Source organism: Paenibacillus shunpengii (assembly GCF_042684905.1).
In the GTDB taxonomy this organism is placed as follows: Bacteria; Bacillota; Bacilli; order Paenibacillales; family Paenibacillaceae; genus Paenibacillus; species Paenibacillus shunpengii.
This window is the reverse complement of record NZ_JBHUMJ010000007.1, coordinates 132127-153836: the sequence shown is the minus strand read 5'-3', so window position 1 is coordinate 153836 and position 21710 is coordinate 132127. Positions and strand designations below refer to the sequence as shown.

The window sequence follows — 21710 nt, the reverse complement described above, 5'->3', positions numbered from 1 at the left end:
TCTACAAAAAAACACCTTACTTCTCAAATAACGAAAAGTAAAGTGTCTAAAATTTGTTTATTCCACTGATATAGACCTGAACTGATGACAGCTCTGCAGCTTGGTAACCAAATCCACGGTGCTGAAATTGTTAGGAACCAGTACGTGCAGGGATACTTCCACATGAAGATTCAATTCAGATCGATAGCCGGGAGGACCCACTTCCAGATCACTCACCGTCATTTTCCGTATAATAATCTTCTCAGCCTCCATAAAGGCGGAAATCTTCTCAATCAGATTGGGAGATGAGTCTCCGCTTAGTGTTATCAAGTGCTGTTTGTTGGCTTTAAGGTAACGACGTTCAACTTTATTAAATACCCACAAGTTCAGAAGTACCAGCAGCGTTGATATTACAGCGGCAAAATAGAAGCCTGCCCCTACAGCAAGACCTATGGCTGCGACTACCCATATTGAAGCTGCCGTCGTAAGCCCAGTGATGGATTTACCCGTGAACAGGATCGTTCCCGCTCCCAGAAAGCCCACGCCGGTAATAACGGCTGCCGCCAAACGTGCAGGGTCCATACGAACATTAACCTCATTTACAAAATCACCAAAGCCATAGACCGATAAGATCATAATTAATGATGAACCCAAACATACCAAAATATGAGTTCTGAAGCCTGCCGCATGGTTGGAGCGCTCGCGTTCAAGTCCGATAAGCCCTCCCATAAGCATGGCAAGGAGCAATCTAAGAAGTATACTCCATTCACTGATATACCAAGGATCGTTCATTTGCATATCTCCTTCCGTCATTCGTGTCTGAATTAAGAACGATCGTACATCCTATTCAAATGGAACGTCGTTAATTCCACATTTGGTGCAATCTCACAGGTCTGTACAGGCTCGAAGCCGTACTTTTGATACAGCATTACAGCAGGTGTATTCTTCATGCCTGTCGACACAATAAACTTTCGCACTTCGAAATATTGATCCAGTACATGCTGAATAAGCTGACCGGCAACACCTCTTCGAAAATGATTCGGATGAACCATCATTCTTGAGATCGTCAGGCTGTCTTCCCATTCCTGCTCCACCGAAATCGCCCCAATAAGCTCCATATCTTCATTTATATACCCATAAAACGTCTCTCCGCATTCCTGAAGACTGTCAATGGTATCAAGCAGCGGTGGAATGTCGTGAAAGCCGATCAGCTCGGCCTCCAAGCGATATGCCATCTGCTGCAGTCTCCATACTTCCAGCATCAGGTCCCTGTCTTGCAAAGAAATATTTAGTATCATTTCCCTAACCAGCCCCCTAATTCAAAAAGAAGCCCGCCGCAATGGACGAGCTTCCGTGTTCAACGATTTTATAACTGTACTTACCAGCATACTACCGGTTCAAGACATCAGCAAGCAGCTTGTTTACCATGCCCGGATTCGCCTTGCCTTTACTTTCCTTCATTACCTGCCCCACAAGGAAGCCGATTGCTTTTTGCTTACCTGCTTTGTAGTCCTCAACCGATTGCGGGTTCGCAGCAACGACTTGCTCAACTATGCCAAGAATGGCTCCCTCATCACTGATCTGGACGAGACCTTTCTCCTCAACAATCTGCTGCGGCTTCTTGCCGCTCACAAGCATTTCCTTGAATACGGTCTTCGCAATCTTCGAGCTGATCGTACCTTTCTCAATCAATCCAATCATTTCGCCAAGACCTTCTCCCGTGATCGGAACCGCTGACAGCTCCAGATTCTCACTGTTCAGATAGCCAAGGAGATCTCCCATAATCCAGTTGGATACGGCTTTGGCGTCCGAAGTGTGCTTAAGACTCTCTTCAAACAGATCAGCTACCGCTTTGGAAGCTGTAATGACATCGGCATCATAGGAAGGCAGGCCGTACTCTGCCGTGTAACGCGCTTTACGCTCATCAGGAAGCTCTGGAATAGTAGCCTTTACCCGATCCTTCCATTCCTGATCAATATGAAGTGTGACAAGGTCAGGGTCTGGGAAGTAGCGATAATCATGAGCCTCTTCCTTGCTGCGCATGGACAGTGTCTTGCCCTGCGACTCATCCCAGCGGCGAGTTTCCTGAACGACCTCGTCTCCGTCATTCAGCAGCTCAGCCTGGCGGTATTCCTCATATTCAAGACCGCGCTGTACGCCACGGAAGGAGTTCATATTCTTCAGCTCGGCTTTGGTACCGAACTCTTTCTGTCCGTATGGGCGCAAGCTGATATTGGCATCGCAGCGCAGGGACCCTTCCTCCATCTTCACATCGGATACATCACAGTATTGCATGATGGAACGGATCTTCTCCAAATAAGCACGCGCTTCTTCCGGCGAAGAAATATCCGGTTCTGATACAATCTCAACCAGCGGAGTACCTACTCTATTATAGTCCGCAAGTGTACCATAACCGCCATCCATATGAGTCAGCTTACCCGCATCCTCCTCCAGATGGAGACGTGTGATTCCGATACGCTTGGTTTCTCCGTTTACTTCAATATCAATCCAGCCATTCTCTCCAACAGGCTGATCATATTGAGAGATCTGATAGGCCTTAGGCGAATCGGGATAAAAATAGTTCTTACGGTCAAATTTGCTAATATCTGCGATCGTACAGTTTAGAGCCATGGCTGCTTTCATCGCGTATTCGACCGCCTGACGGTTCAGCACCGGAAGAACCCCGGGATGCCCCAGGCAGATCGGACATGTATGTGTATTCGGCGGTGCACCAAACTCCGTGGAGCAGCCGCAGAAAATTTTAGATTTCGTATGCAGCTCAACATGGACTTCAAGCCCGATGACTGTCTCGTACTTGGATGTTGACATGATTCATTTTCCCTCTCTTTCCCTTAGGCCTTATAGCTGTGGCTGCTGTTTGTGATATTCCGTATGCTGCTCAAATGCATGGGCAACACGAAGAACGGTCGCTTCATCAAAAGCCTTGCCGATAATTTGCATTCCGACAGGCATTCCATCAGCAAAACCGCAAGGAATGCTGATCGCAGGCACACCTGCAAGGCTGACAGGAATCGTAAGGATATCATTCAGATACATCGTCAGCGGATTGTCTACTTGAGAACCGAGCTTGAATGCTGTCGTAGGCGCTGTTGGTCCAATAATAACATCATAGTTCTTAAATACTTCGTCAAAATCATTCTTGATCAGCGTGCGGACTTTTTGAGCCTTCAAGTAATAGGCATCATAGTAGCCTGAGCTGAGTGCGTAGGTTCCGAGCATAATCCGGCGTTTCACTTCACTGCCGAAGCCCTCACTGCGGGATTTATGATACAGATCAAGCAGATTATCAGGGTTGTCCGCACGAACGCCATAACGAACGCCATCAAATCTGGCAAGATTAGAAGATGCTTCGGAGGAAGCTAGCAAATAATAGCTGGCTACCGCATACTCTGTATGCGGAAGAGATACCTCTTCCCAGGCTGCTCCGAGTCCTTCGAGGACTTTAAGCGCAGACATTACCGTCTCCTTCACGGATGAATCAACGCCTTCGCCGATATATTCCTTAGGAACTCCGATCCGCAGACCTTTTACTTCTCCGGTCAGGCTGCTCAGAAAATCTGGAACTTCAACATTGGCTGACGTCGAATCCATAGAATCATATCCGGAAATCGCTTGAAGTACATAAGCAGAATCCTCGACATTTTTCGTGACCGGGCCGATCTGATCAAGAGAAGAAGCAAATGCAACTAGTCCGAAACGGGAAACACGACCATAGGTCGGTTTCAAACCGACTACGCCGCAATAAGAGGCAGGCTGGCGAATCGAACCGCCCGTGTCGGAGCCGAGTGTGAAGTAAGCTTCTCCTGCGGCCACTGCCGCAGCTGAACCCCCGCTGGAGCCTCCGGGCACCCGATCCAGATCCCATGGATTACGCACCGGATAGAAGCTCGAATTCTCGTTCGAGCCCCCCATCGCAAACTCGTCCATGTTCAGCTTGCCAAGTGTTACGACATCCGCTGCCTTCAGCTTCTTAACTACAGTCGCATCATAAACTGGAGTAAAGTTCGATAGGAACTGACTTGCACAGGTTGTGCGGAGCCCCTCTGTCGAGATATTATCCTTAATTCCTGCAGGCAGGCCAAATAGGAGTCCGCGGGCTTCGCCTGATACAAGCTTGTCATCCAGCCTTCTTGCGGCCTCCATTGCCCCTTCCTCATCAAGGGTGAGATACGCACGTACCTGCTCCTCAACTTGTCCTATTCTTGCATAAGATGCTGCGGTCAGCTCGGAAACCGAGATCTCTTTGGCATGCAGCTTATTATGTATCTCAGGTAGTGTATGTTTAAGCAAACTCAAGATTATTAACCTCCCTAAAAAATAGCTTATTCAAGTACAGCCGGCACTCTGATCTGGCCATCTTCCTCATCAGGCGCGTTCAGCATTACTTTTTCAATCGGCAGGCTCTCCCGAACCTCATCTTCACGCATTACATTCGATACATGAAGCACGTGCGTAGTTGGTTCCACACCTTCTGTATCAAGCTCGTTCAGCTTCTCTGCATATTGTAAAATGGCATTCAGCTGCTCCGTCATCTGCGCTTCTTCTGTCTCGCTGAGATTAAGACGGGCCAGCTTGGCCACATGCTGCACATCTTGCTTCGTAATACTCATGCCTTCAAATCCTCCTTCTAAAAATACCTATACTATTCATATTGTGTCCATTTTAACACGTCCATGCGGTGAATCAAATGAAAATCCAAGTGTTACCCGATTATACCCAATACGCGTATCAAATCCAAGAATACAAAAAAGAGCCGGCAAATGCCGACCCTATCATTTAAATCCACGCACGAAGATTGACTTGTTTAATAAAATCTGCTGTTGACATCGGTTCGCTTGCGGCCTCTTCCTCTTCTTCCACGAGTTCCACTTTGTCGCCATTCATAAGCTGACGAAACAGGCTTTCGTTATGTGTCGCCAGAGCGTAGTCAATCAGAGCTTCCCGCTCGACTCGCTCCGCCTCCTGCCTCAAGATCAAAACCTCCGGCTCGACATCGCCGGTAGGTACGAAATAATTGCGGTTAACCTGAGGTACACGAATCACATAGTCAAAAGCGTTATCCGGGTTCCGGTCATATGCAATCACATAACCATATTCCCCTACAGGAAGATTCTGCTCAAAGGCGTCCGCGACGATGATAATTTTCTCCCCTAATTGTAGCATCGTCTACCTCCTGATTGTTATTGTCTGTCTAGTCTACTAAAAATAAAGAATGCTGTCTATGGAAAGAATGGGCTCCTATAGCACTTGTTATTACACACAAAATAAAAAGAACGCAAACCGGGACTCGTCCGCAGTCTGCGTGCTTTGCAAAGTTAGTGGGTGTTTCAATAAAAATAATTGTAACCAATTATAAAAAATTTGTCTATATATTTCGAAGCATTTATCGACATAATATTTAAATTAACGCCCAGGTCGAACATAAGGATTATTTTGTTTCTCAAAACCAATCGTCGTCCTTGGACCGTGGCCTGGATATACCTTAACATCATCTTCCAATGTATAAAGTGTATTCTGGATGGAGTGGATCAGCTCTCGCTCACTTCCACCTGGCAGATCGGTTCTTCCTACGCCCGCTCTGAACAGAACATCACCAGCAAACAGATCCTTACCGCATAAGAGACTGACGCTTCCTGGTGAATGCCCAGGTGTATGATACACGTGAAAGGTCTGTCCTACAAGGTCCAGCTTCATACCCGCTGCAAGATCATATTCCGCCGGACTCGCCGTAATCTCTCCACCAAGCTCCGGCCAGCGCAGTGAACCGTTCCACTTTGCCGACGTAAGCCATTCGGCCTCAGCGGTATGCACATATACAGGGCAGCCTTTCAGCTTCCGAATCTCTTCGACACCGCCAATATGGTCAAAATGAGCATGGGTCAATAGAATAGCCTCAATCTCCAAATCTTCAATTGCGCGGATCAGAGAAGCCGGGTTCATCCCCGGGTCAATGATAAAAGCCTTGCCGCTGTCTTCTCCCTGCACCAAATAGGCATTGGTTTGCAGGGGACCTAGACTGAAAGTACGTATGTTCAGCATTTTAAAAACCGGATATCAACTCATGCAGCTCCTTGATGATGACTGCCTGATATTCCGTTCCCTCCCCATAACGTCGTTTAATCTCCTGACGCGTCTCTGCCAGATTATTCTGGTAATCCGCAGCCTCGCGGTCTGGATTATTCTCCTTGAAGGCAACCATTGCCTCCTGGACATGCTCAGGACGTGGTCCCCAGGTTCCCAGAACAGCACCGCCCGAGTCTGTAAAAATAACGACTGGAATCGAACGTCCGCCCATAGTCAGGAATTGATCCATGATCTCCAGATGGTGCTCCATGATCAGCATGTCCACTGGCATATCCGTCGCTTCCAAAGCCCGGAGGACGACAGGAATATTTCGAACGACATCACCGCACCAATCTGCAGCGATAATGACTGCCCGCAGGTCATCACGGTATTTTAAGCTGTCAAAGAAGGATTTATCTTCTTCATTCGTCCACTCAAAGCGGTTATACCAATCTAGAAAAGCTTCTTTATTCTGTGTCATACCCTCTATAAATTCTTGAGGAGACAATCCTTTACCAAACTTGTGTGATAAATTAGGAGCCATGAGAAGCACTTCCTTTCCCGTATTAGCATGATTTGAATTATTGATTACATATAAACTAATTCGGCTCGTAACAAACAGAAACTGCCAAACAAGTGAACGTGGGAATGATAGGAAAACAGATCAAGCTGTTATCCTGCATCACAACGTTGTCTCTTATTCCAGCCTCCATATTCAATAATAGCCGATTTTTCGGCTTGGAGAAAGTCTTACGGAATCCGTAGCTTACGCTCTGTGCTGAGAATAGTCTGAAGTGTATCCGCCCTTCCCCATTTCGCATATGGTACCTAAAGAGGAGGTCGATCAGCATGAAAGAGCATTCCCGCTACGGCAAGCAGACAGCCCCGTTCTCCAAGGGACCGGCACCCAAGCTTCCGTCCGCAAGAAAGATAAGACGTGCCTGCAGCAAGGAGCTGTACCGGACTGTAAAACGGATGAAGCTGTATATTGCCCCGGATTTGGTATCGCAGGGTGAAGACCTGTATTACCGCAAGGTCATCGCAAACCTGCTCTGGGTTACGGAGCATCAGGATAATCGCAAAGCCCAGTGCGACTGGTGGGACACCGAGGTGCTTCCTGAGCTGTCCGAGCTGTGGAACGTGCCTGCCGCGAAGCTGTCCAGCGCATTCCGAGACGCTTACGGGGGGTAGAACATAATATAGGGCTGAGCAGAGCTACGCCAATTCCCAGTCAATCCGCTAGTGATCAGCAGATTGACTGGAAATTCAGGCTAAACGGAAGTTGCTGAGTATGAATGAGGTTCAATAAACAAGATACCCGCCCGGCAGCAAAATAACGATTCAAGAAGTTCTACTGGTGGCTACAAGCGCTGCACCGGCAGCTTCCAGGCTGCAATCAACACAAGCAGCATCCAAAATAAAGGATAGCTGAAGTCGAAATCGACTGCGCCATGAAGCATGACAATCAAGCACACGGGAATGGTCTCCCGACTATGTCGTAACAGCAGGCGCAGGATGTAAGCGAATAGGAGCAGCATGAGCATAAGCCCCATCACACCGGTATCGAGGAATAGCTCCAGATATCCGCTGTGCACTTCTGTGCCGATATACGGTGTGGATTGGACCGTATATACCGCATGCTTCCATGCGTCCCCGCCATGCCCAAGCCAAGGGGAGCGCAGACCATATAGCACTGCATCACGCCACATCGCCTCCCTCGCAAACCAAGTTGCGCCGGAGGTGATTCTGCTGATGGCAGTATGGTACACCAGCCCTGCTGCACCTGTCAGTGCAGCAAGGGCCATGCACGCGGCAGCCACGCGGTGCCCGCGTGCCAGCAGTGCATGGAGCAGCAGCGCGAGTGCGAGCGCTGCAATCTCACCCCCGGCCAGCAGCATGAGGCCCGGGAGTGGAGCCGGCGCGAGTGCTGCGCCGGCAAGGGCTTGATGTGCGAGCGCGGCGCATAAGAGCGGCGGCGCACTCGCACAGAGCAGCGGCAGGCGCCTGCCTTGCCGCTGAAGCAGGAGCAGCGCGAGTGCGCTCAGCAGCAGCGCGAGCCATGCTCCGCGCGACTCGCTGATGAGGAGCGCGGTCGCAGCTGGGAACAGGCCGAGGGCCGTTCCTGCCACCTTCCTCAGCTCGCCTGCCGGGGAGCTGGAGCATGCCGAAGCGGCTGAAGCCAGCCGCTCCAAGAAGAACATCCCGACCAGCACGCCGTACGCGTTAGGGTATTCGACCAAGCCCGCAAGTCTGGCACCATAGGCACTCAGCAGAGGATCATCCGTCCTCATGACTGCATTAGGAAGGACAAGCAGACCGCATACGGCCAGTAATCCGCTTAGCGTCATCAGCCAGCCCGTCAGCTGAAAGCCTGCTGAAAGCCACTTTTTTCCTCCTATAGATTGTCCAAGAATACAGCAGCCCGCGGCGAACACACTAATAATAAAAAATGGCATGAGGCTGTCTCTTGTTCCGTTGACGCTTACCGGATTCCCAAACTGCAGGTGCCACACATAGATCAAAGCGATGAACAACGGAATGAAAACAATCGGTGTATGGTTGTACATTAATTCTGCTGAATTTGAAGCCCTATTGGTGGTGATCAGCCACAACACGAGCAGCACGGCCGGGAACCAGATACTGATCCATTGCCAGGTGGAAGGGAAGAACAACCCCTGATGCAGACAAGCATATACGAGCGCTGCCGTAACCAGTAGTCCGATTGACTCTAAGGCATAAAAGGCTAACCCATTATCCGATTTGCTCTTTCGTATTTGATCAGCATGCTGCATTTAAGGAGGCTCCCTTTTCCACTAGAATTCGTTGAAATGTTCTCCTATTACTATTGCCTAACCCAAAAAAGCCCAACCCTTCCGGGCTGGACTTCTGAAACATATGGCAGGTAGTTTGTGAGATAAAATTGGAGAAAACAAGATCCCCTTACTTTGCTGCTCCTACCGGTAACAGATCTGTGCATGCTCTTTCCAAGTAAGGATTGACATGTAAGAAATCACGATAAGCCGTATACTCATTCCACAGCTGATCTGTATCTCCAGCATTTCCCTTTACAGCGCGAATCAGAATATTCTTGGGTGTATGCTCCATATCGATGAATTCCAGCAGCTGTGTGCGGTAGCCCATAATATCAAGCAGCTTGGCACGAATGGCATCCGTTGCAAGGGCAGCAAATCGTTCCTTGAGAATCCCGTGCGATAATAAAGGATTCATGACATTTGCCTCCATTTGAGCAAACAGCTCATGCTGACAGCATGGAACAGACAATATTACGGATGCACCCCAGCGTACCGCCTTCTCAAGAGCAGCATCTGTTGCTGTATCACAGGCATGAAGTGTAACGACCATATCCACCTGTTCAAGCTCATTGTATTCTGCAATGTCCCCTACAAGAAATTTCAGCCCAGTATAGCCCAGATTCTTGCCGATTTGGCTGCAATGTTCAATGACGTCTGCCTTTAAATCCAGACCTACGACCTGAAGCTTCCTGCGCTGCTGCACAGCCAAGTAATGGTATAATGCAAAGGTAAGATACGATTTGCCACAGCCAAAATCAACAATCGTAATCGGCCGTCCCTGCGGCAAATTAGGCAGCACATCCTCCACCATTTCAAGGAAGCGATTGATCTGCTTGAACTTGTCATATTTACGGGCATGCACCTTCCCTTCATCACTCATAATGCCGAGCTCAATCAGGAAGGGAATTGGCTTGCCGTCCTCTAGCACATAACGTTTCTTCCGATTATGAGACAGGTCCGCTTCCTGCTTGGAGGGCGTTTTGGTCAAGATCGACACTTTGTACTTCTTGCTGATCAAGATCTGATAGTCTGCTTCAGGAGTACAGATAATGCCTTGCCGAAAAGTCTCCTCAAATAGTTGCTTCATCCGCTCAGAAGCTTCATCCGGGAACAAATTATCATGAGTTACTTTGTTGTTCTGGTGGTATGCAAATTGGTAATGGAGTTTGTTTTTAAGCAGAACCGGCTTAACCTGCACTTTAGTGAAGGTCTGTCCTTCTTTCTTACGAAGCTGACTCAGTGTGGCCGTAATCAGTCCCTGCTCTTCAAAAATACCTTCAATTAATTTTCGTAATGAATCCAAAGGGTACATCTCACTTTCTATGGTTAACGTTGTTCTTTGAGTAACAATAACATATCAGAACACATTGTCCAGCGCATCTTGTCTTATAAAGCCAGCGGCCGGCCGTTCTATCCCACTATCTGCCCTGCAATTCCCGAAGCCCTTCCTCCACTTCCGTGCGAGGCAGACCGCCCTGTTCAAGCTGTGCATCCTCATGCAGCAGCAGACGCTTGTAGAACTCAGCCGCTTCCTGTGCATATTGATCCTGCCTGCTCAAGCGATACCAGCTGTTCTCCGCCTCATCATATCGTCCGGCTTTCTCGTGATATAACGCCATTAGTCTTTCCGTCTTCTCTGGCAGCTCATACCCTTTAATTTCCTCCTGCAATGCCGCAACGCGTTCAGGTGCACTTAAGATCTCTCTGTTTGCCCCATGAAGCAGGCTATATAAATATAAATGCAGAGCTTTCATCCAGCGGACAAGTGCTTGATCAGTCAAGCCTTGATCCATGTACACTCGGCCTTCCTCTTCCATGATTCGTGCCACTTGCTGGACTTTGTCTACTTCCACACCGTCACCAAGACGGAACAAATCGATGATATCTTCAACCGGAAGAGAGTTCAGCAGCTGAGAATTAAGCCTGAACTGGCGTTTAAGCCACTCATCCAGCTCCCATAAGGCATCAATGTGCATTTTCTTCTGCTTCAACTCAAACACTTTACCGATCATTTCCGTCATTTCCTCCACCATGCGGAGGAGATAGTCTCTTCTAAACATCAGCGTCTCTTCTCCTTTGGCCGTCTGTCCGAAGCACGGAGCGGCTTATCCGTGAATCCTGAGCGTTCCAGCACTCCACTTAAATTGTACCCGGAATATAAGGAAAAAGCCAAACACAACAGACTTTGTTGTATCCAGCTGATAGTAATATATACAGCTCTTTGAATCCACTAAACTGTGCAAACCTATAAAAAAACAGGCCTGGACATTACCCAAGCCTGCTGTCTAACCATTTATATAGATACAACACTTACTTTACCTTATTATTCATAAAGCGGGTAAGCGCACGAAGGAATTCATCCGGCTGCTCAATCATACTCATATGGCCGGCATCTGTGATAAGCGACTGGGTTACCCTCGGGCTGTCTGAAGTAAAGGTTCGATCCGGCGGCACAACGGTATCCTGTTCTCCCGCTATTAACAGCACGGGAACGCTCGCCTCATCCAGCACATGCCGCAGGTCAGGACGTTCCTTCATGGCGATTGCTGTATTGGATGCTCCTTGAGGAGAAGTCCGATAACCAATCTCCCGGACTCGATCTATCTTGGATACCATCGTCGTCTGGTGCTCTGCTGCAAACAGATTAGGAACCAAGGAATCCACAAAGGGTTGGATACCTTCCGTTTGAATGGTAGACACCGCTCTGAGACGCTTTTCTTTGGCCTCGTCACTGTCTGGATAAGCCGTTGAATGGATTAAGCCAAAGGCTTCAAGCCGATCAGGATATCTGTCTGCAATAGATAGTGTGAGGTATCCTCCTAAGGAATGGCCGAAGATGCTCGCCTGCTGAATACCCAAATGATTGAGCAGCTCCACGATATCATCTGCCATATCACTAATGCTGCAGCTGTTGTTAGGCGTTCCCGATTCCCCATGACCTCTGAGATCCGGTACGATACAGCGATATTGCTTCACTAATTGAGGCAATACCTCTTCAAAGTAGTCAGAGCTTCCGCAATAACCGTGCAGCAGTACGACAGGTTGTCCTTCTCCATGATCTCTATAAGCGATAACATGATTTCCTAATTGTACTTTTTCCATTACATTCGCCCTCTTTCTGTTAGCATGGATCATGAAATCCAGTATTACATACATTAAGCATTTCAGACTCTGCTGAACCAGTTAGTAATTGAAATCCCTCATGTGCAGCCTCCGCAAGCTCACGTGCCATATTCATCACCCGATGTAGAGAGGTCATCTGAAGCAGTGAATATGGCTTAGGGCCATTGACGTTAACAATTCCGGCAATGCTGTAATGGCCGACAGCAGGCAGGTCTCCTTTTACGGATTCAGCAGGTACCAGCGGACGCTCCAGGCATAGGTACTGGCCAATATCTGTTGAAGAACCCAGACAAGCATCAATCGCAATAACTGCATGGTCAGCCGGAATGGCACGAATCATCTGCTTCAATGTCGAAGCATCACAGGGTTCTGGCAGCGTACCAATCACGTGCTGAAATCCGTACTCTACTAAGTAGCTTCCGGTAAGCGGACCCAATGCATCACCTGTCGAACGATCTGTTCCGATACATATAAAGGTTATTTTATCTATAGAATGCTGCGCTCCAATCTGTTTGAAGAATGAAACAAGTGCTTCTTTTCCACTTCTTTTGTGACCAGAGGCTGTTGTCCGGGATGTCATCGGTGTAAATTTGGACAAGGGTTAGCGAAACCTCCTCTTTATCTTTCTATCTAGATGCTTACATGATACAATACGAACAAACTTTAATGAAGTCGAAAGGAATGGACGGAACATGGATTTATCCCAAAAAAATCAGCAAAACATCGAGTTTATGATTGATGCCATCAAGTCTAAACTAAGAATGGCGAGTGCCTCTGCGCTCCAGTCATCTGCGTTCACAGTAGCTCAGTACGACGATATCCTGGATATTTACGAAATCGTTAATTCCAAAAGCAATCTCAGTATTTCCGAAGTAGAAGCGCTCGTATCCGAATTGGGCCGGCTTCGCGCATAACAAACAGCCCCTACCTGCCCAATGGCAGAATAGGGGCTATTTGTTATTGGCCTACAGATGATGATTCTAATCAGTGTTGAAGAACAAATACAGGCTGTGCGGTACCCACAACGGTCCCGGCATCATTACGAATGTCCTGTGAGAATTGTTTCCTTAACGCGTTCAATGTTACCTGATTACGATAACCGATTTGCTCAAGGATCGATGCGGTAATCAGTCCCCACTCCTCTTCGGAGCCATCGAGAACCTTAAAGCTGATTCCCAGCCGCTCCTCCCGGAGCGCAAAACAAAATACGCCTTGAAATCCGCCCTTGGCAACAATATTGGAATCTTGAAGCAGAACCGTATCTACTCTGCCTGTTCCTCCCACCATTTCTGGTGCTGTATTCATAGCTGCAGTGATGAGCTGCGCAGCCTGCCGGGTAGATTCATCAGCAATCAAATCCGGACAAGCCAGCTTAAGAAAGGCTCTCGCCATTCCTGAAATAGGCAGCGCATAGACCGGAAATCCACAGCCATCGGTTCCAGGAGACAGCTCCTCCTGTGAAACATCTGTAAGTTGTGAAATCACTTCTTTGATTTCCTGCTGCACAGGATGATCCGGATCCGCATAAGTACTGGGGTCAGCCCCCTTCAGCTTCGTATAGGCAAGTACACCCATATGTTTACCTGAGCAGTTATGAAGAATTTTTCGTTTGTGTCCCTCTTTCTTAATATATTCTGTTCTGCTCTCTTCATGGAGCGGATAACTCGGAGCACATACTAAACCGGTCTCATCTACTCCGATCTTATTTTTCATTTGCATCAATACACGCTGGTGAAAATCCTCTGACCGATGGGAGGAGACCATCAAGGCAATTTCCTCAGAGGTGAGTCCATATTTCTCTTGTATGCCCGCCCTAATGCCCGGTATGGCCTGGAGTGGTTTGGCCGCAGAACGGGTAAAGGTCTTAAAATGGGGGTCGCCTGCGAAATATACAACTTCTCCTTTTTCATTAACAATCGATATATGACCGCGGTGTGCGCTTTCCATTACACCACCCCGAAGTTCGGTTAATAATAATGCATCTAACATGTTTTTCTCTCCTTCTCAAGGACTGCTAGCCGCTTGGTTTGTACCAAGACGAACACCATAGTACAGTATAGTACAAAGAAACCATTTTGACAGAGATAATGGATAGACTAGAAGAAAATCAGCTGAATTCATACGATCGGGTATCCATTATCAATCTGCCTATTTTACAACCAATCCAATCAAAAGTCAGGAGCTACACATTTATGACGAATAACAGCAAAAAAAATTTTTACTGGACTACTATTGGACTAGCCGGCAGTTTGGGGTTTGTTCTCATCATCGTACTCTTATTTATGCTGATTGGAGTCGATAAGGTTCAAACGGTTGATGAAAATATCCAGTTTTATCTTTTTCCTCACGCAGACAACTGGTACTATTCCTTGCTGCCGATTATTAAAGGAATTACCGAGTTTGGTTCTTTTAATATCACTGCCATTGTTGCACTTGCATTTGTGAGCTATTATGGGATCTTTCGTAAACTTTATGTAAACACATATATCGTAGCGGTCAGCTTCATTAGCATGTGGAGCATTAATTATGTGCTCAAAATTCTTCTCAGACGAGAACGGCCTGAGCTTGAACAGCTGATGGCCGCCCACGGATACAGCTTTCCAAGCGGTCATTCTATGATTGCTGCCGGGTTCTACGGCGTTATCTTCGTCCTGCTCGTGCAGACAATAAAAAATAGAGGTGGATCTGGATCTCTTGTAGCGGTCCTTGGCGCTTTATTCGTTCTATTGATCGGGTACAGCCGCATTTATCTCGGCGTTCATTATCCGACAGATGTTGTGACAGGCCTCTTATGCGGAGGTATATGGGCCTTCTGCATGCATTGCCTGCTGAAGGAAGCTTCTCAATAGAAGACAGTACATATCGTCTGCCCCTGCATCCTTTGTTTCAACCTTACTGTCGATAGTTTATATACGAAGTAAGCAAGGCACTAAAGCAGCATAGGAGGCGATTGTTATGTGGGGGATCATCATTAGTATCGTGATGGCGATAATCATTGGACTCATTGGTGATGCTCTCGTTGGCCATAACATGCCCGGCGGAATTCTAGGTTCAATGATTGCGGGATTTGTCGGCGCATGGATTGGTTCGCTGCTGTTTGGTGACTTCGGCCCGATCATCGCTGATTTTGCCGTGGTCCCCGCCATAATCGGTACAGCCATATTCGTCTTTATATTAGGACTTATTGGTAAACTGTTTAGAAGAGCAGCTTAACGGGTTATTAGTAAAAAAGAGTTAATTATTACAATTGAAGGAGTGATCAATCATGACTCACAACGCGACAGATTATACTAAAAACATGACGGACTACAGAAATGAAGATACGGGCAATGGTAATAACTTCGCTAAAGGCCTATTCATCGGTGGACTTCTTGGCGCAGCAGCAGCCTTGTTGTTTGCCCCTAAGCCGGGCCGTGATTTAAGAGGTGATCTATCCGATAAAATGCTTGTTGTCTCTGACAAGACCAAAGAAGTAGCAGGCGTCGTGGGAAGCAAAGCATCTGAAATTGCCAAAACGGTATCTGGTAAAACAAGTGAGCTGGCGAAGACCGTAGGCGATAACACCACTTCTGTCGTAGCAAGCATTAAGCAGGCAAAGGATGAAGTGGCAAATGAAGCTATGAAAGCTTCCGAGGAAGTTGCGGCAACGACAGCTAAGGCTGCGAACGAAGCAGAACATGAACTGAATTCGACTACATCGTCAAATAACGGTAGCAGTACATCCCAAGGTAGTTACTCAACACCTTCAACTTCATCAACAACGACAACCAAACTGCCTTAAGCATTGAAGTTGCTTTCGTTATAGCCAGCTGCTTGCAGCTGGCTATTTTTATAGACATTCGAGCATTAATAATTTCTTACAGAAGTGGAGGCGTTTCTGATGAGTTCTGTTGAGTTGAAAACCAATCGGAATATCAACTCTGAGCGCAATGCAAACAATGAAGAGGTTAACGAACATCCTTTTGAACTCCGGCATGAGGTGAAGAATTTGAACCAACGGCTGGAAGGAATTATTCAAGCAATGGAGAGCGCGGAGTTCAAAGATATTCTTGAGAATTATACCAGCCCCAAAAAGCGGATTTTGGCCAATCTGACTGCAGGTATTGCCAGAGGTCTGGGAATGTCCGTTGGTACGGTTCTTGTCCTAGCGATCCTCGGTTGGGTTCTCAGTCTGATTGTCGATATGAATCTTCCTGTCATCGGTCAATATATTGCTGAGCTGCAAGGATATATCGATGCTTCAAAATAAGTTCCCCGTTAAATGGAGAGAGTAGAAAAGCCTGACTTTAGCTTACGGAGCTAAAATTCAGGCTTTTTTGTCATGATATTTTGCATAAGCCCGTCAGTCCGGGTTCTTTGTGTTTGAAGGCTTCTCACCACGAGGCTTGATCTTTAGAATATCTCCTGTCCAGCCCTTCATAAACATCCAAATGTACATACCTGCCATGCTTATCAATATTGCTGCAGTGACAACCGTAAATCCCCACTCTGTCTTAATCCAAGGCAAATTCTCAAAATTCATACCCCATATTGCCCCAACGGCCGTCGCCGGAGTAAAGACCGCTGTAACAATCGTCAGCGTCTTCATTATATCGTTGCCGCGAATGGAAGAAGCGGCATTATCAATTGAAATTAAAGTATCTATCTCATCCTCATAATGACGGAACAAGCTGTCCATACGTTTCATCCGGTAAGTCAGCTGTTTATAGGTTGTTCGTTCCTCGATCTTCAGGAAATGAAAAGCTTCATTGGAGGCATGCAGCAGCTCCTGGAACGCGATAAATTGATTGCTCCAAAATAAAAGCTCAAAGCGGGCAGATAGTATTTTATCCATCAGCGTCCGGGCATTTCTCTTCTCCATACTTTCCTCCAGGCTGCGCAAATTGATTTCGAATTTGTCCAGACCTATATGAAAATAATGCAGGAGCGCCCTGGCAACGATAAACATACCCGATACCGCATCCTCTGCTTCCTCAAACATTCGCTTTCGCTCGTCTGCAAGCAAGGCGTCTCGGGTATGCTTATCGATATTCAGCGTAATTAGATGAGTCGCATCCACATAAAAATAAAACTGATGGCTATGCTGCTCGTCGTCCAGGTTCTTCTTAATAGAATAGAGCAGTGAGCCGAACAATACATTCTTGCCGCCAAAGGTACGGACAGATATGTAATTCGTCTGGATTTCAGGCAGCTTGTTGAGCCATTCTGCTGTAGAAGGTACTTCTTCTTTCAGCCTATCCAGTTCTTCGCAATCAAATTCAGATACCTCATAATCCTGCCAGACCCACTTCTCATACAGCCTTACCTCCTGTAAGTTCAGCTGATCCATCCATATCCCCCCGTATTCCATCTCTTAACAATATACATGGTTGTATCGACAAAGAGGCATGCCAGCATTCCGTAGGAAATGCTGGCATGCCTCTTAAAAATTTATCCTATGATGATGAGGATTGCGTCATAATTTGTTTGAGTTTTTCCGTTGCCCGCTTCTGAATACGGGAGACACTCATTTGAGAGACGCCCAGTTTCTGAGCTATGGCTCGCTGGGATTGACCATCTTGGAATGCAAGCAGCAGTACCTTTTGCTCCTGCTCCTTCAATTGACCCAGTGCCTGCTGAAGATCCATTCGTTTCTCAACGGCATCATAATCATTAGCCTCTGAACTGATAAGTTCACCAAGCGTTGCCGTGCTCTCATCTTGAGACAGCGGTGAATCCAGCGATACGTAATGGTAGGACTCACGTCCTGCCAATACCTCAACGGTCTCTTCCACCGTTAGATCCAGATATTCCGCAATTTCTTTAACATCCGGTGATCTTTCGAGTTTAATCGTCAGATCATCAATGGCATGCTGCACAAGCGCGCCTTTTTCCTTGATCCTGCGAGGCACCTGTATGTACCAAGACTTATCCCTTAAATAATTCTTCATGTGGCCAATCATGCTCTTCATCGCATACGGCTCGAAAGGAATGCCCAGATTAATATCATACTGACTGAGCAGCCTAACGAGAGCCATTTGGCCTGTCTGATACAGGTCTTCATATAAGTCAGGTCTATTTCGAGAAATCTTGCCTGCAGCCATCTTGACCATAGGCTCGTATTTCTTAATCAGAACGGTAGCAATTTCATTATCTTTGGTCTGTTGATACTCCCAAATCAAACCCACTGCTTCGTCCATCGACTCTTGGGGAGTCAAGCGATCGGTCATACCCTTTCCTCACTCTTAGTGAGGCGTTTGATCAAGACGACTTCTGTTCCTTTGCCCTCTTCTGTGACGACATTGACATCATCCATCAGAGCCTGCATCAGATAGAATCCGAGTCCACCGATTTGAACCTCGTCTAGATCTTTGTCATGAAGTGCAGCGATTCCGTCTCTTTGTTCTACACGCTCAAAGCTCTCCCCTTCATCTTTGACCGTAATAGACAATTCCTCGTCATCAAATTCAAAAAACACATCAACAATGCCGTTCTCTTCTCCATAGGCATAGAGCACTGAATTATTGCATGCTTCCGAAACAGCAACCTTCATATCCTCTATGTCCTCATAGGAGAACCCCATCTTTGAGGCAATTCCATACAGATTCAATCTGACAATATCAACAAAGTCTGCCGTAGCTGGCAGCTTAAGAGTTACTCTCTGTGCTTCTGCTTTCATTCTTTTCTTCGATCCTTTCCTATTGGGAGTTCTCCTGAGGGACAAAGAATTTAGTTATGCCTGTCATGTCAAACAGCTTTTGTATATTTCCAGGAACCTCTTCCACCATGAATGAGGCATCTTTTGCATGTCTTGCTTTTAGAATAGACAACAAAATTCCGATCCCCGTACTATCAATGTATTTCAGATCTTTCAGATTCACAATCAAGCTTTGATTTGTATTTGCCACAAGGGGCTCCATCGTACTTCTGAAGTCTGGAGCAACGGAGAGGTCCAGCTCTCCGCTCAAATAAACTGTACAAGTGCTATTATTGACTTCTGTCTCTGCTTTAAACTTGTCATTTTTATTTGTATTCATTAGACATCTCTCTCCCAAAAATTATTTCTATAATGATTAACCACCTATTTATCTAGTGAAACAAATCTGTGCTTGGAAAATATTTCAGAAGCGAATCAATCTCATGAATCATTAAAAAGGGATCGTGAAATTGATTCAAGTAAAAGAGTTTACACGCCATTTCCGACCCTTTGGAGTTGAGCCAGTTTCTGTTTTACACTGCCCATTTTGACAGGCTTGCTTATATAATCATCCATTCCGGCAGCAAGACATCGCTGCTGAACTCCATCCATCACATTTGCAGTCATCGCAACAATCGTTGGATAATGAATTCCATTCAACTCTTTACGAATGCGACGTGTACTTTCGAGTCCATCCATCACAGGCATCTGCAGATCCATAAATATCAGATCATACTTATACTTCTGTATCATATCTAATGCCTGCTGACCGTCTTCAGCAATATCAGAGGACAAGCCCAGCTTGCCGAGCATACTTACCATCAGCTTTTGATTGATCGGATGATCATCAACGACCAGCACATTTGCCGAGGAATCCTTCTCTGCGTGATTACGCGCTTGAAGTTCTCGGCACTCTTCCTCTTTGCCATGATGATCATAAGGCGTCATTTCCACGGTGAATACAAAGGATGCTCCCCGTTCCTCAGTTGTATCAATGTAAATATGACCATTCATCATCTCAACCAGGTTTTTGCATATAGCCAGGCCTAAGCCTGTTCCTCCGTATTTTCGAGTCATAGAGGAATCCAATTGAGAGAACGGCTGGAACAAATGATGCACCTTCTCCTCCGGAATTCCAATTCCCGTATCCTTCACGGTGAACTCCAGAGTATAGACCCCATTCTCGACCTGTTTAAGCGAAGAGATGATATACACTCCTCCTTGTTCTGTAAACTTCACTGCATTGCTGATTAAATTAATCAGAACTTGGCGAAGTCTGGTCATATCTCCGTAAAGAACAGGCGGTATCTTCTCATCGATGAAATAAACAAGCTCGAGATTTTTCTTGGACGCATCAACCTGGAACAAATTGAGCACTTCCTGAATACAGCTGGATAAGTCAAATGGCTGTCGTTCCAGCTCCATTTTGCCAGACTCCATTTTGGTAAAGTCCAAAATATCGTTGATGATGCTTACCAATGCATCTGCACTGCTTCTAATAATTTGGGTGTATTCCTGTTGTTCTTCCGCGAGATCGGTCTCCATCAGGAGATCAATCATACCGATAACCCCATTCATCGGCGTTCGAATCTCATGACTCATGATAGCCAGAAATTCGGTCTTGGCATGTGCAGCAATCTCAGCAGCCTCTTTCGCTTCAATCAATTCCTTATTAATCCGCTCCAGCTCCATCGTCTTTTGCTGAAGCAGCATGGATTGGGTCTTGAGCCGCTTGTTCGACAGATACATCTCTACAAATCCTTCAATCTTGGACTTTAGAATCTGTGGAATAAACGGTTTAACCATATAATCGATCGCACCCGCTGAATATCCGGCGAATAGATGCTCTGCCTCTTTGCTGTTAGCCGATATAAAAATAATGGGAATATCCTTGGTTTTGTCTCTTGCTTTAATCAACTTTGCGGTCTCTATTCCGTCAAGCCCAGGCATCTGGACATCGAGAACGATGACGGCAAATTCATGCTTAAGAAGACTCCTCAGTGCTTCTTCCCCCGAAGTCGCCTTTACGAGAACATAATGCTCACTCTCAAGCACCGCTTCAAGCGCAAGCAAATTCTCAGGGCGGTCATCTACAAGCAGAATATGAATCGGTTCTTGAGCCCCCATGACCATAACAACCTAACCCCCCGCGTTTATTTCACCTTGCGATATATTTTTTCAACCCGGTCCATCGATTCATAATCATCACTATAGCCTGAAAAGTGGATAGATTCCTTCGCTCCTAATACTAAAATTCCAAAATGGCTCAGACTCTCATGGAACAGGCCATGAACATGATTACGCAGCTCATCATTGAAATAGATCATGACATTTCTACAGAATATAACGTTAAATTCGTTAAAAGAACGATCCGTCGCCAGGTTATGCTCTGCAAAAATGATATTCCGTCTCAAAAAAGGATGGAACATGACCGAATTGTAGCGTGCCGTGTAATATTCCGAAAAGACACCGGTACCGCCGGCCTCCAAATAATTTTTGGTATACAGCTTCATTTTCTCTATGCCGTACACCCCTTCTTTAGCCTGCTGGAGAGAACGCTCATTCATATCTGTTGCATAAATACGGGATTTCTCATATAACCCCTCCTCATGCAGCAAGATAGCCATCGAATAGACTTCCTCCTCCGTCGAACAGCCAGCGTGCCATATTCGGATATAAGGATACGTCCTTAATACGGGTATTACTTTCTCGCGGAACGTCTTGAACAAACTGGGATCACGAAACATTTCAGTTACAGGAATAGACAAGCTTTGCACTAAACGTTTGAATGCTTCCCGGTTGTGGAGCACCTGATGCTGCAGCTCCGATATAGATTTCAAACGCTCCGCATTCACATGATGAAGAATTCTCCGTGTCAGGGAAGGGAGTGCATAATTTCGGAAGTCATATCCATAATAGCTGTGTATTCCTTCCATTAACAATTCAATTTCAATTTGCTCGCGTTCCTTAATGATCGGCTTGTCGTCCGCCGAAACTTCTCTGTGTGTTTCATCCCAGGATGTCATTACCTTCCC

25 protein-coding genes and 1 pseudogene are annotated in these 21710 nt (G+C 46.5%); 6 read left to right on the top strand and 20 right to left on the bottom strand.

Features of this window, described 5'->3' with window-relative positions; genetic code table 11:
• Positions 1-57: 57 nt before the first annotated feature.
• The 8 genes from ACFSVM_RS20085 to ACFSVM_RS20050 all read right to left on the bottom strand — a co-directional run bounded on the left by ACFSVM_RS20085 (position 58) and on the right by ACFSVM_RS20050 (position 6607).
• Entirely contained in the window at positions 58-771 is a 714-nt protein-coding gene (locus ACFSVM_RS20085; RefSeq protein WP_076315406.1) for an MgtC/SapB family protein, read from the bottom strand.
• A 32-nt stretch (positions 772-803) separates the two neighbouring features.
• A complete protein-coding gene (locus ACFSVM_RS20080) occupies positions 804-1277 on the bottom strand; it encodes a GNAT family N-acetyltransferase (protein ID WP_090727381.1) in 474 nt (157 codons plus the stop codon).
• 91 nt (positions 1278-1368) lie between these two features.
• Entirely contained in the window at positions 1369-2808 is a 1440-nt protein-coding gene (gene gatB, locus ACFSVM_RS20075; RefSeq protein ID WP_090727382.1) for an Asp-tRNA(Asn)/Glu-tRNA(Gln) amidotransferase subunit GatB, read from the bottom strand.
• A gap of 30 nt (positions 2809-2838) precedes the next feature.
• Positions 2839-4296, bottom strand: a complete 1458-nt coding sequence (gene gatA, locus ACFSVM_RS20070) for an Asp-tRNA(Asn)/Glu-tRNA(Gln) amidotransferase subunit GatA (protein WP_379264111.1) — start codon at positions 4294-4296, stop codon at positions 2839-2841.
• A 26-nt stretch (positions 4297-4322) separates the two neighbouring features.
• On the bottom strand, positions 4323-4610 hold the full coding sequence (gatC, locus tag ACFSVM_RS20065; RefSeq protein ID WP_076315402.1) for an Asp-tRNA(Asn)/Glu-tRNA(Gln) amidotransferase subunit GatC: 288 nt from the start codon (positions 4608-4610) through the stop codon (positions 4323-4325).
• Positions 4611-4776: 166 nt separating this feature from the next.
• Positions 4777-5163, bottom strand: a complete 387-nt coding sequence (locus ACFSVM_RS20060) for an ATPase (protein ID WP_076315401.1) — start codon at positions 5161-5163, stop codon at positions 4777-4779.
• A 240-nt stretch (positions 5164-5403) separates the two neighbouring features.
• The gene (locus ACFSVM_RS20055; RefSeq protein ID WP_090727384.1) at positions 5404-6039 is read right to left on the bottom strand and encodes an MBL fold metallo-hydrolase; all 636 of its coding nucleotides are present in this window, start codon (positions 6037-6039) and stop codon (positions 5404-5406) included.
• Position 6040: 1 nt separating this feature from the next.
• On the bottom strand, positions 6041-6607 hold the full coding sequence (locus ACFSVM_RS20050) for a thioredoxin family protein (protein ID WP_076315399.1): 567 nt from the start codon (positions 6605-6607) through the stop codon (positions 6041-6043).
• 305 nt (positions 6608-6912) lie between these two features.
• Between ACFSVM_RS20050 and ACFSVM_RS20045 the strand changes: the two genes are divergently transcribed.
• Entirely contained in the window at positions 6913-7254 is a 342-nt protein-coding gene (locus tag ACFSVM_RS20045; RefSeq protein ID WP_047913756.1) for a hypothetical protein, read from the top strand.
• 170 nt (positions 7255-7424) lie between these two features.
• On the opposite strand, the gene ACFSVM_RS20040 is transcribed toward ACFSVM_RS20045, so the two are convergent.
• From ACFSVM_RS20040 to yyaC, 5 genes are all read right to left on the bottom strand, one after another.
• Positions 7425-8855 (bottom strand): O-antigen ligase family protein, encoded by a 1431-nt coding sequence (locus ACFSVM_RS20040; RefSeq protein ID WP_090727386.1) that lies wholly within the window; start codon positions 8853-8855, stop codon positions 7425-7427.
• Between the two features lie 148 nt (positions 8856-9003).
• Positions 9004-10188: a class I SAM-dependent methyltransferase gene (locus ACFSVM_RS20035; protein WP_379264107.1), complete on the bottom strand. Its 1185-nt coding sequence runs from the start codon at positions 10186-10188 to the stop codon at positions 9004-9006.
• Positions 10189-10294: 106 nt separating this feature from the next.
• Positions 10295-10936, bottom strand: a complete 642-nt coding sequence (locus tag ACFSVM_RS20030; protein ID WP_090727389.1) for a DUF6483 family protein — start codon at positions 10934-10936, stop codon at positions 10295-10297.
• Between the two features lie 250 nt (positions 10937-11186).
• Positions 11187-11978, bottom strand: a complete 792-nt coding sequence (locus tag ACFSVM_RS20025) for an alpha/beta fold hydrolase (protein WP_076315395.1) — start codon at positions 11976-11978, stop codon at positions 11187-11189.
• A 19-nt stretch (positions 11979-11997) separates the two neighbouring features.
• Positions 11998-12597 (bottom strand): spore protease YyaC, encoded by a 600-nt coding sequence (yyaC, locus tag ACFSVM_RS20020; protein WP_256209932.1) that lies wholly within the window; start codon positions 12595-12597, stop codon positions 11998-12000.
• Positions 12598-12691: 94 nt separating this feature from the next.
• On the opposite strand from yyaC, the gene ACFSVM_RS20015 reads away from it, so the two are divergent.
• On the top strand, positions 12692-12913 hold the full coding sequence (locus ACFSVM_RS20015) for a DUF1128 domain-containing protein (RefSeq protein WP_076315394.1): 222 nt from the start codon (positions 12692-12694) through the stop codon (positions 12911-12913).
• Between the two features lie 70 nt (positions 12914-12983).
• Here the strand turns inward: ACFSVM_RS20015 and ACFSVM_RS20010 are convergent, their stop codons facing one another.
• Positions 12984-13988, bottom strand: coding sequence for an asparaginase (locus tag ACFSVM_RS20010; RefSeq protein ID WP_076315393.1), 1005 nt, complete (start codon positions 13986-13988; stop codon positions 12984-12986).
• 203 nt (positions 13989-14191) lie between these two features.
• Between ACFSVM_RS20010 and ACFSVM_RS20005 the strand changes: the two genes are divergently transcribed.
• From ACFSVM_RS20005 to ACFSVM_RS19990, 4 genes and pseudogenes are all read left to right on the top strand, one after another.
• The gene (locus ACFSVM_RS20005) at positions 14192-14848 is read left to right on the top strand and encodes a phosphatase PAP2 family protein (protein ID WP_076315392.1); all 657 of its coding nucleotides are present in this window, start codon (positions 14192-14194) and stop codon (positions 14846-14848) included.
• Positions 14849-14954: 106 nt separating this feature from the next.
• Positions 14955-15212 carry a GlsB/YeaQ/YmgE family stress response membrane protein gene (locus ACFSVM_RS20000; RefSeq protein WP_047913748.1) on the top strand — a complete coding sequence of 86 codons (258 nt, stop codon included), beginning with the start codon at positions 14955-14957 and terminating at the stop codon, positions 15210-15212.
• A gap of 85 nt (positions 15213-15297) precedes the next feature.
• Positions 15298-15696: pseudogene (locus tag ACFSVM_RS19995) on the top strand (YtxH domain-containing protein); the annotation flags it as partial.
• Positions 15697-15879: 183 nt separating this feature from the next.
• A complete protein-coding gene (locus tag ACFSVM_RS19990; protein ID WP_256209933.1) occupies positions 15880-16248 on the top strand; it encodes a DUF5665 domain-containing protein in 369 nt (122 codons plus the stop codon).
• A gap of 93 nt (positions 16249-16341) precedes the next feature.
• Here the strand turns inward: ACFSVM_RS19990 and ACFSVM_RS19985 are convergent, their stop codons facing one another.
• The 6 genes from ACFSVM_RS19985 to ACFSVM_RS19960 form a co-directional block, all read right to left on the bottom strand.
• On the bottom strand, positions 16342-17328 hold the full coding sequence (locus tag ACFSVM_RS19985) for a magnesium transporter CorA family protein (RefSeq protein ID WP_076315389.1): 987 nt from the start codon (positions 17326-17328) through the stop codon (positions 16342-16344).
• Positions 17329-17434: 106 nt separating this feature from the next.
• Positions 17435-18208, bottom strand: coding sequence for a sigma-70 family RNA polymerase sigma factor (locus ACFSVM_RS19980; RefSeq protein WP_090727394.1), 774 nt, complete (start codon positions 18206-18208; stop codon positions 17435-17437).
• Positions 18205-18657: an anti-sigma B factor RsbW gene (rsbW, locus tag ACFSVM_RS19975; RefSeq protein WP_076315388.1), complete on the bottom strand. Its 453-nt coding sequence runs from the start codon at positions 18655-18657 to the stop codon at positions 18205-18207. The genes ACFSVM_RS19980 and rsbW overlap by 4 nt, the downstream gene beginning before the upstream one ends.
• Before the next feature lie 19 nt (positions 18658-18676).
• Positions 18677-19015, bottom strand: a complete 339-nt coding sequence (locus tag ACFSVM_RS19970) for an STAS domain-containing protein (RefSeq protein WP_076315387.1) — start codon at positions 19013-19015, stop codon at positions 18677-18679.
• A gap of 149 nt (positions 19016-19164) precedes the next feature.
• Positions 19165-20802, bottom strand: coding sequence for a response regulator (locus ACFSVM_RS19965; protein WP_076315415.1), 1638 nt, complete (start codon positions 20800-20802; stop codon positions 19165-19167).
• A gap of 26 nt (positions 20803-20828) precedes the next feature.
• On the bottom strand, positions 20829-21701 hold the full coding sequence (locus ACFSVM_RS19960; protein WP_379264100.1) for a CheR family methyltransferase: 873 nt from the start codon (positions 21699-21701) through the stop codon (positions 20829-20831).
• Between the last annotated feature and the right edge of the window lie 9 nt (positions 21702-21710).

Coding starts and splice junctions, on each gene's coding strand:
- ACFSVM_RS20085 (WP_076315406.1), bottom strand. CDS start 771: ATGAACGATCCTTGGTATATCAGTGAATGGAGTATACTTCTTAGATTG.
- ACFSVM_RS20080 (WP_090727381.1), bottom strand. CDS start 1,277: ATGATACTAAATATTTCTTTGCAAGACAGGGACCTGATGCTGGAAGTA.
- gatB (WP_090727382.1), bottom strand. CDS start 2,808: ATGTCAACATCCAAGTACGAGACAGTCATCGGGCTTGAAGTCCATGTT.
- gatC (WP_076315402.1), bottom strand. CDS start 4,610: ATGAGTATTACGAAGCAAGATGTGCAGCATGTGGCCAAGCTGGCCCGT.
- ACFSVM_RS20060 (WP_076315401.1), bottom strand. CDS start 5,163: ATGCTACAATTAGGGGAGAAAATTATCATCGTCGCGGACGCCTTTGAG.
- ACFSVM_RS20055 (WP_090727384.1), bottom strand. CDS start 6,039: ATGCTGAACATACGTACTTTCAGTCTAGGTCCCCTGCAAACCAATGCC.
- ACFSVM_RS20050 (WP_076315399.1), bottom strand. CDS start 6,607: ATGGCTCCTAATTTATCACACAAGTTTGGTAAAGGATTGTCTCCTCAA.
- ACFSVM_RS20045 (WP_047913756.1), top strand. CDS start 6,913: ATGAAAGAGCATTCCCGCTACGGCAAGCAGACAGCCCCGTTCTCCAAG.
- ACFSVM_RS20040 (WP_090727386.1), bottom strand. CDS start 8,855: ATGCAGCATGCTGATCAAATACGAAAGAGCAAATCGGATAATGGGTTA.
- ACFSVM_RS20035 (WP_379264107.1), bottom strand. CDS start 10,188: ATGTACCCTTTGGATTCATTACGAAAATTAATTGAAGGTATTTTTGAA.
- ACFSVM_RS20030 (WP_090727389.1), bottom strand. CDS start 10,936: ATGTTTAGAAGAGACTATCTCCTCCGCATGGTGGAGGAAATGACGGAA.
- ACFSVM_RS20025 (WP_076315395.1), bottom strand. CDS start 11,978: ATGGAAAAAGTACAATTAGGAAATCATGTTATCGCTTATAGAGATCAT.
- ACFSVM_RS20015 (WP_076315394.1), top strand. CDS start 12,692: ATGGATTTATCCCAAAAAAATCAGCAAAACATCGAGTTTATGATTGAT.
- ACFSVM_RS20010 (WP_076315393.1), bottom strand. CDS start 13,988: ATGTTAGATGCATTATTATTAACCGAACTTCGGGGTGGTGTAATGGAA.
- ACFSVM_RS20005 (WP_076315392.1), top strand. CDS start 14,192: ATGACGAATAACAGCAAAAAAAATTTTTACTGGACTACTATTGGACTA.
- ACFSVM_RS20000 (WP_047913748.1), top strand. CDS start 14,955: ATGTGGGGGATCATCATTAGTATCGTGATGGCGATAATCATTGGACTC.
- ACFSVM_RS19990 (WP_256209933.1), top strand. CDS start 15,880: ATGAGTTCTGTTGAGTTGAAAACCAATCGGAATATCAACTCTGAGCGC.
- ACFSVM_RS19985 (WP_076315389.1), bottom strand. CDS start 17,328: ATGGATCAGCTGAACTTACAGGAGGTAAGGCTGTATGAGAAGTGGGTC.
- ACFSVM_RS19980 (WP_090727394.1), bottom strand. CDS start 18,208: ATGACCGATCGCTTGACTCCCCAAGAGTCGATGGACGAAGCAGTGGGT.
- rsbW (WP_076315388.1), bottom strand. CDS start 18,657: ATGAAAGCAGAAGCACAGAGAGTAACTCTTAAGCTGCCAGCTACGGCA.
- ACFSVM_RS19970 (WP_076315387.1), bottom strand. CDS start 19,015: ATGAATACAAATAAAAATGACAAGTTTAAAGCAGAGACAGAAGTCAAT.
- ACFSVM_RS19965 (WP_076315415.1), bottom strand. CDS start 20,802: ATGGGGGCTCAAGAACCGATTCATATTCTGCTTGTAGATGACCGCCCT.
- ACFSVM_RS19960 (WP_379264100.1), bottom strand. CDS start 21,701: ATGACATCCTGGGATGAAACACACAGAGAAGTTTCGGCGGACGACAAG.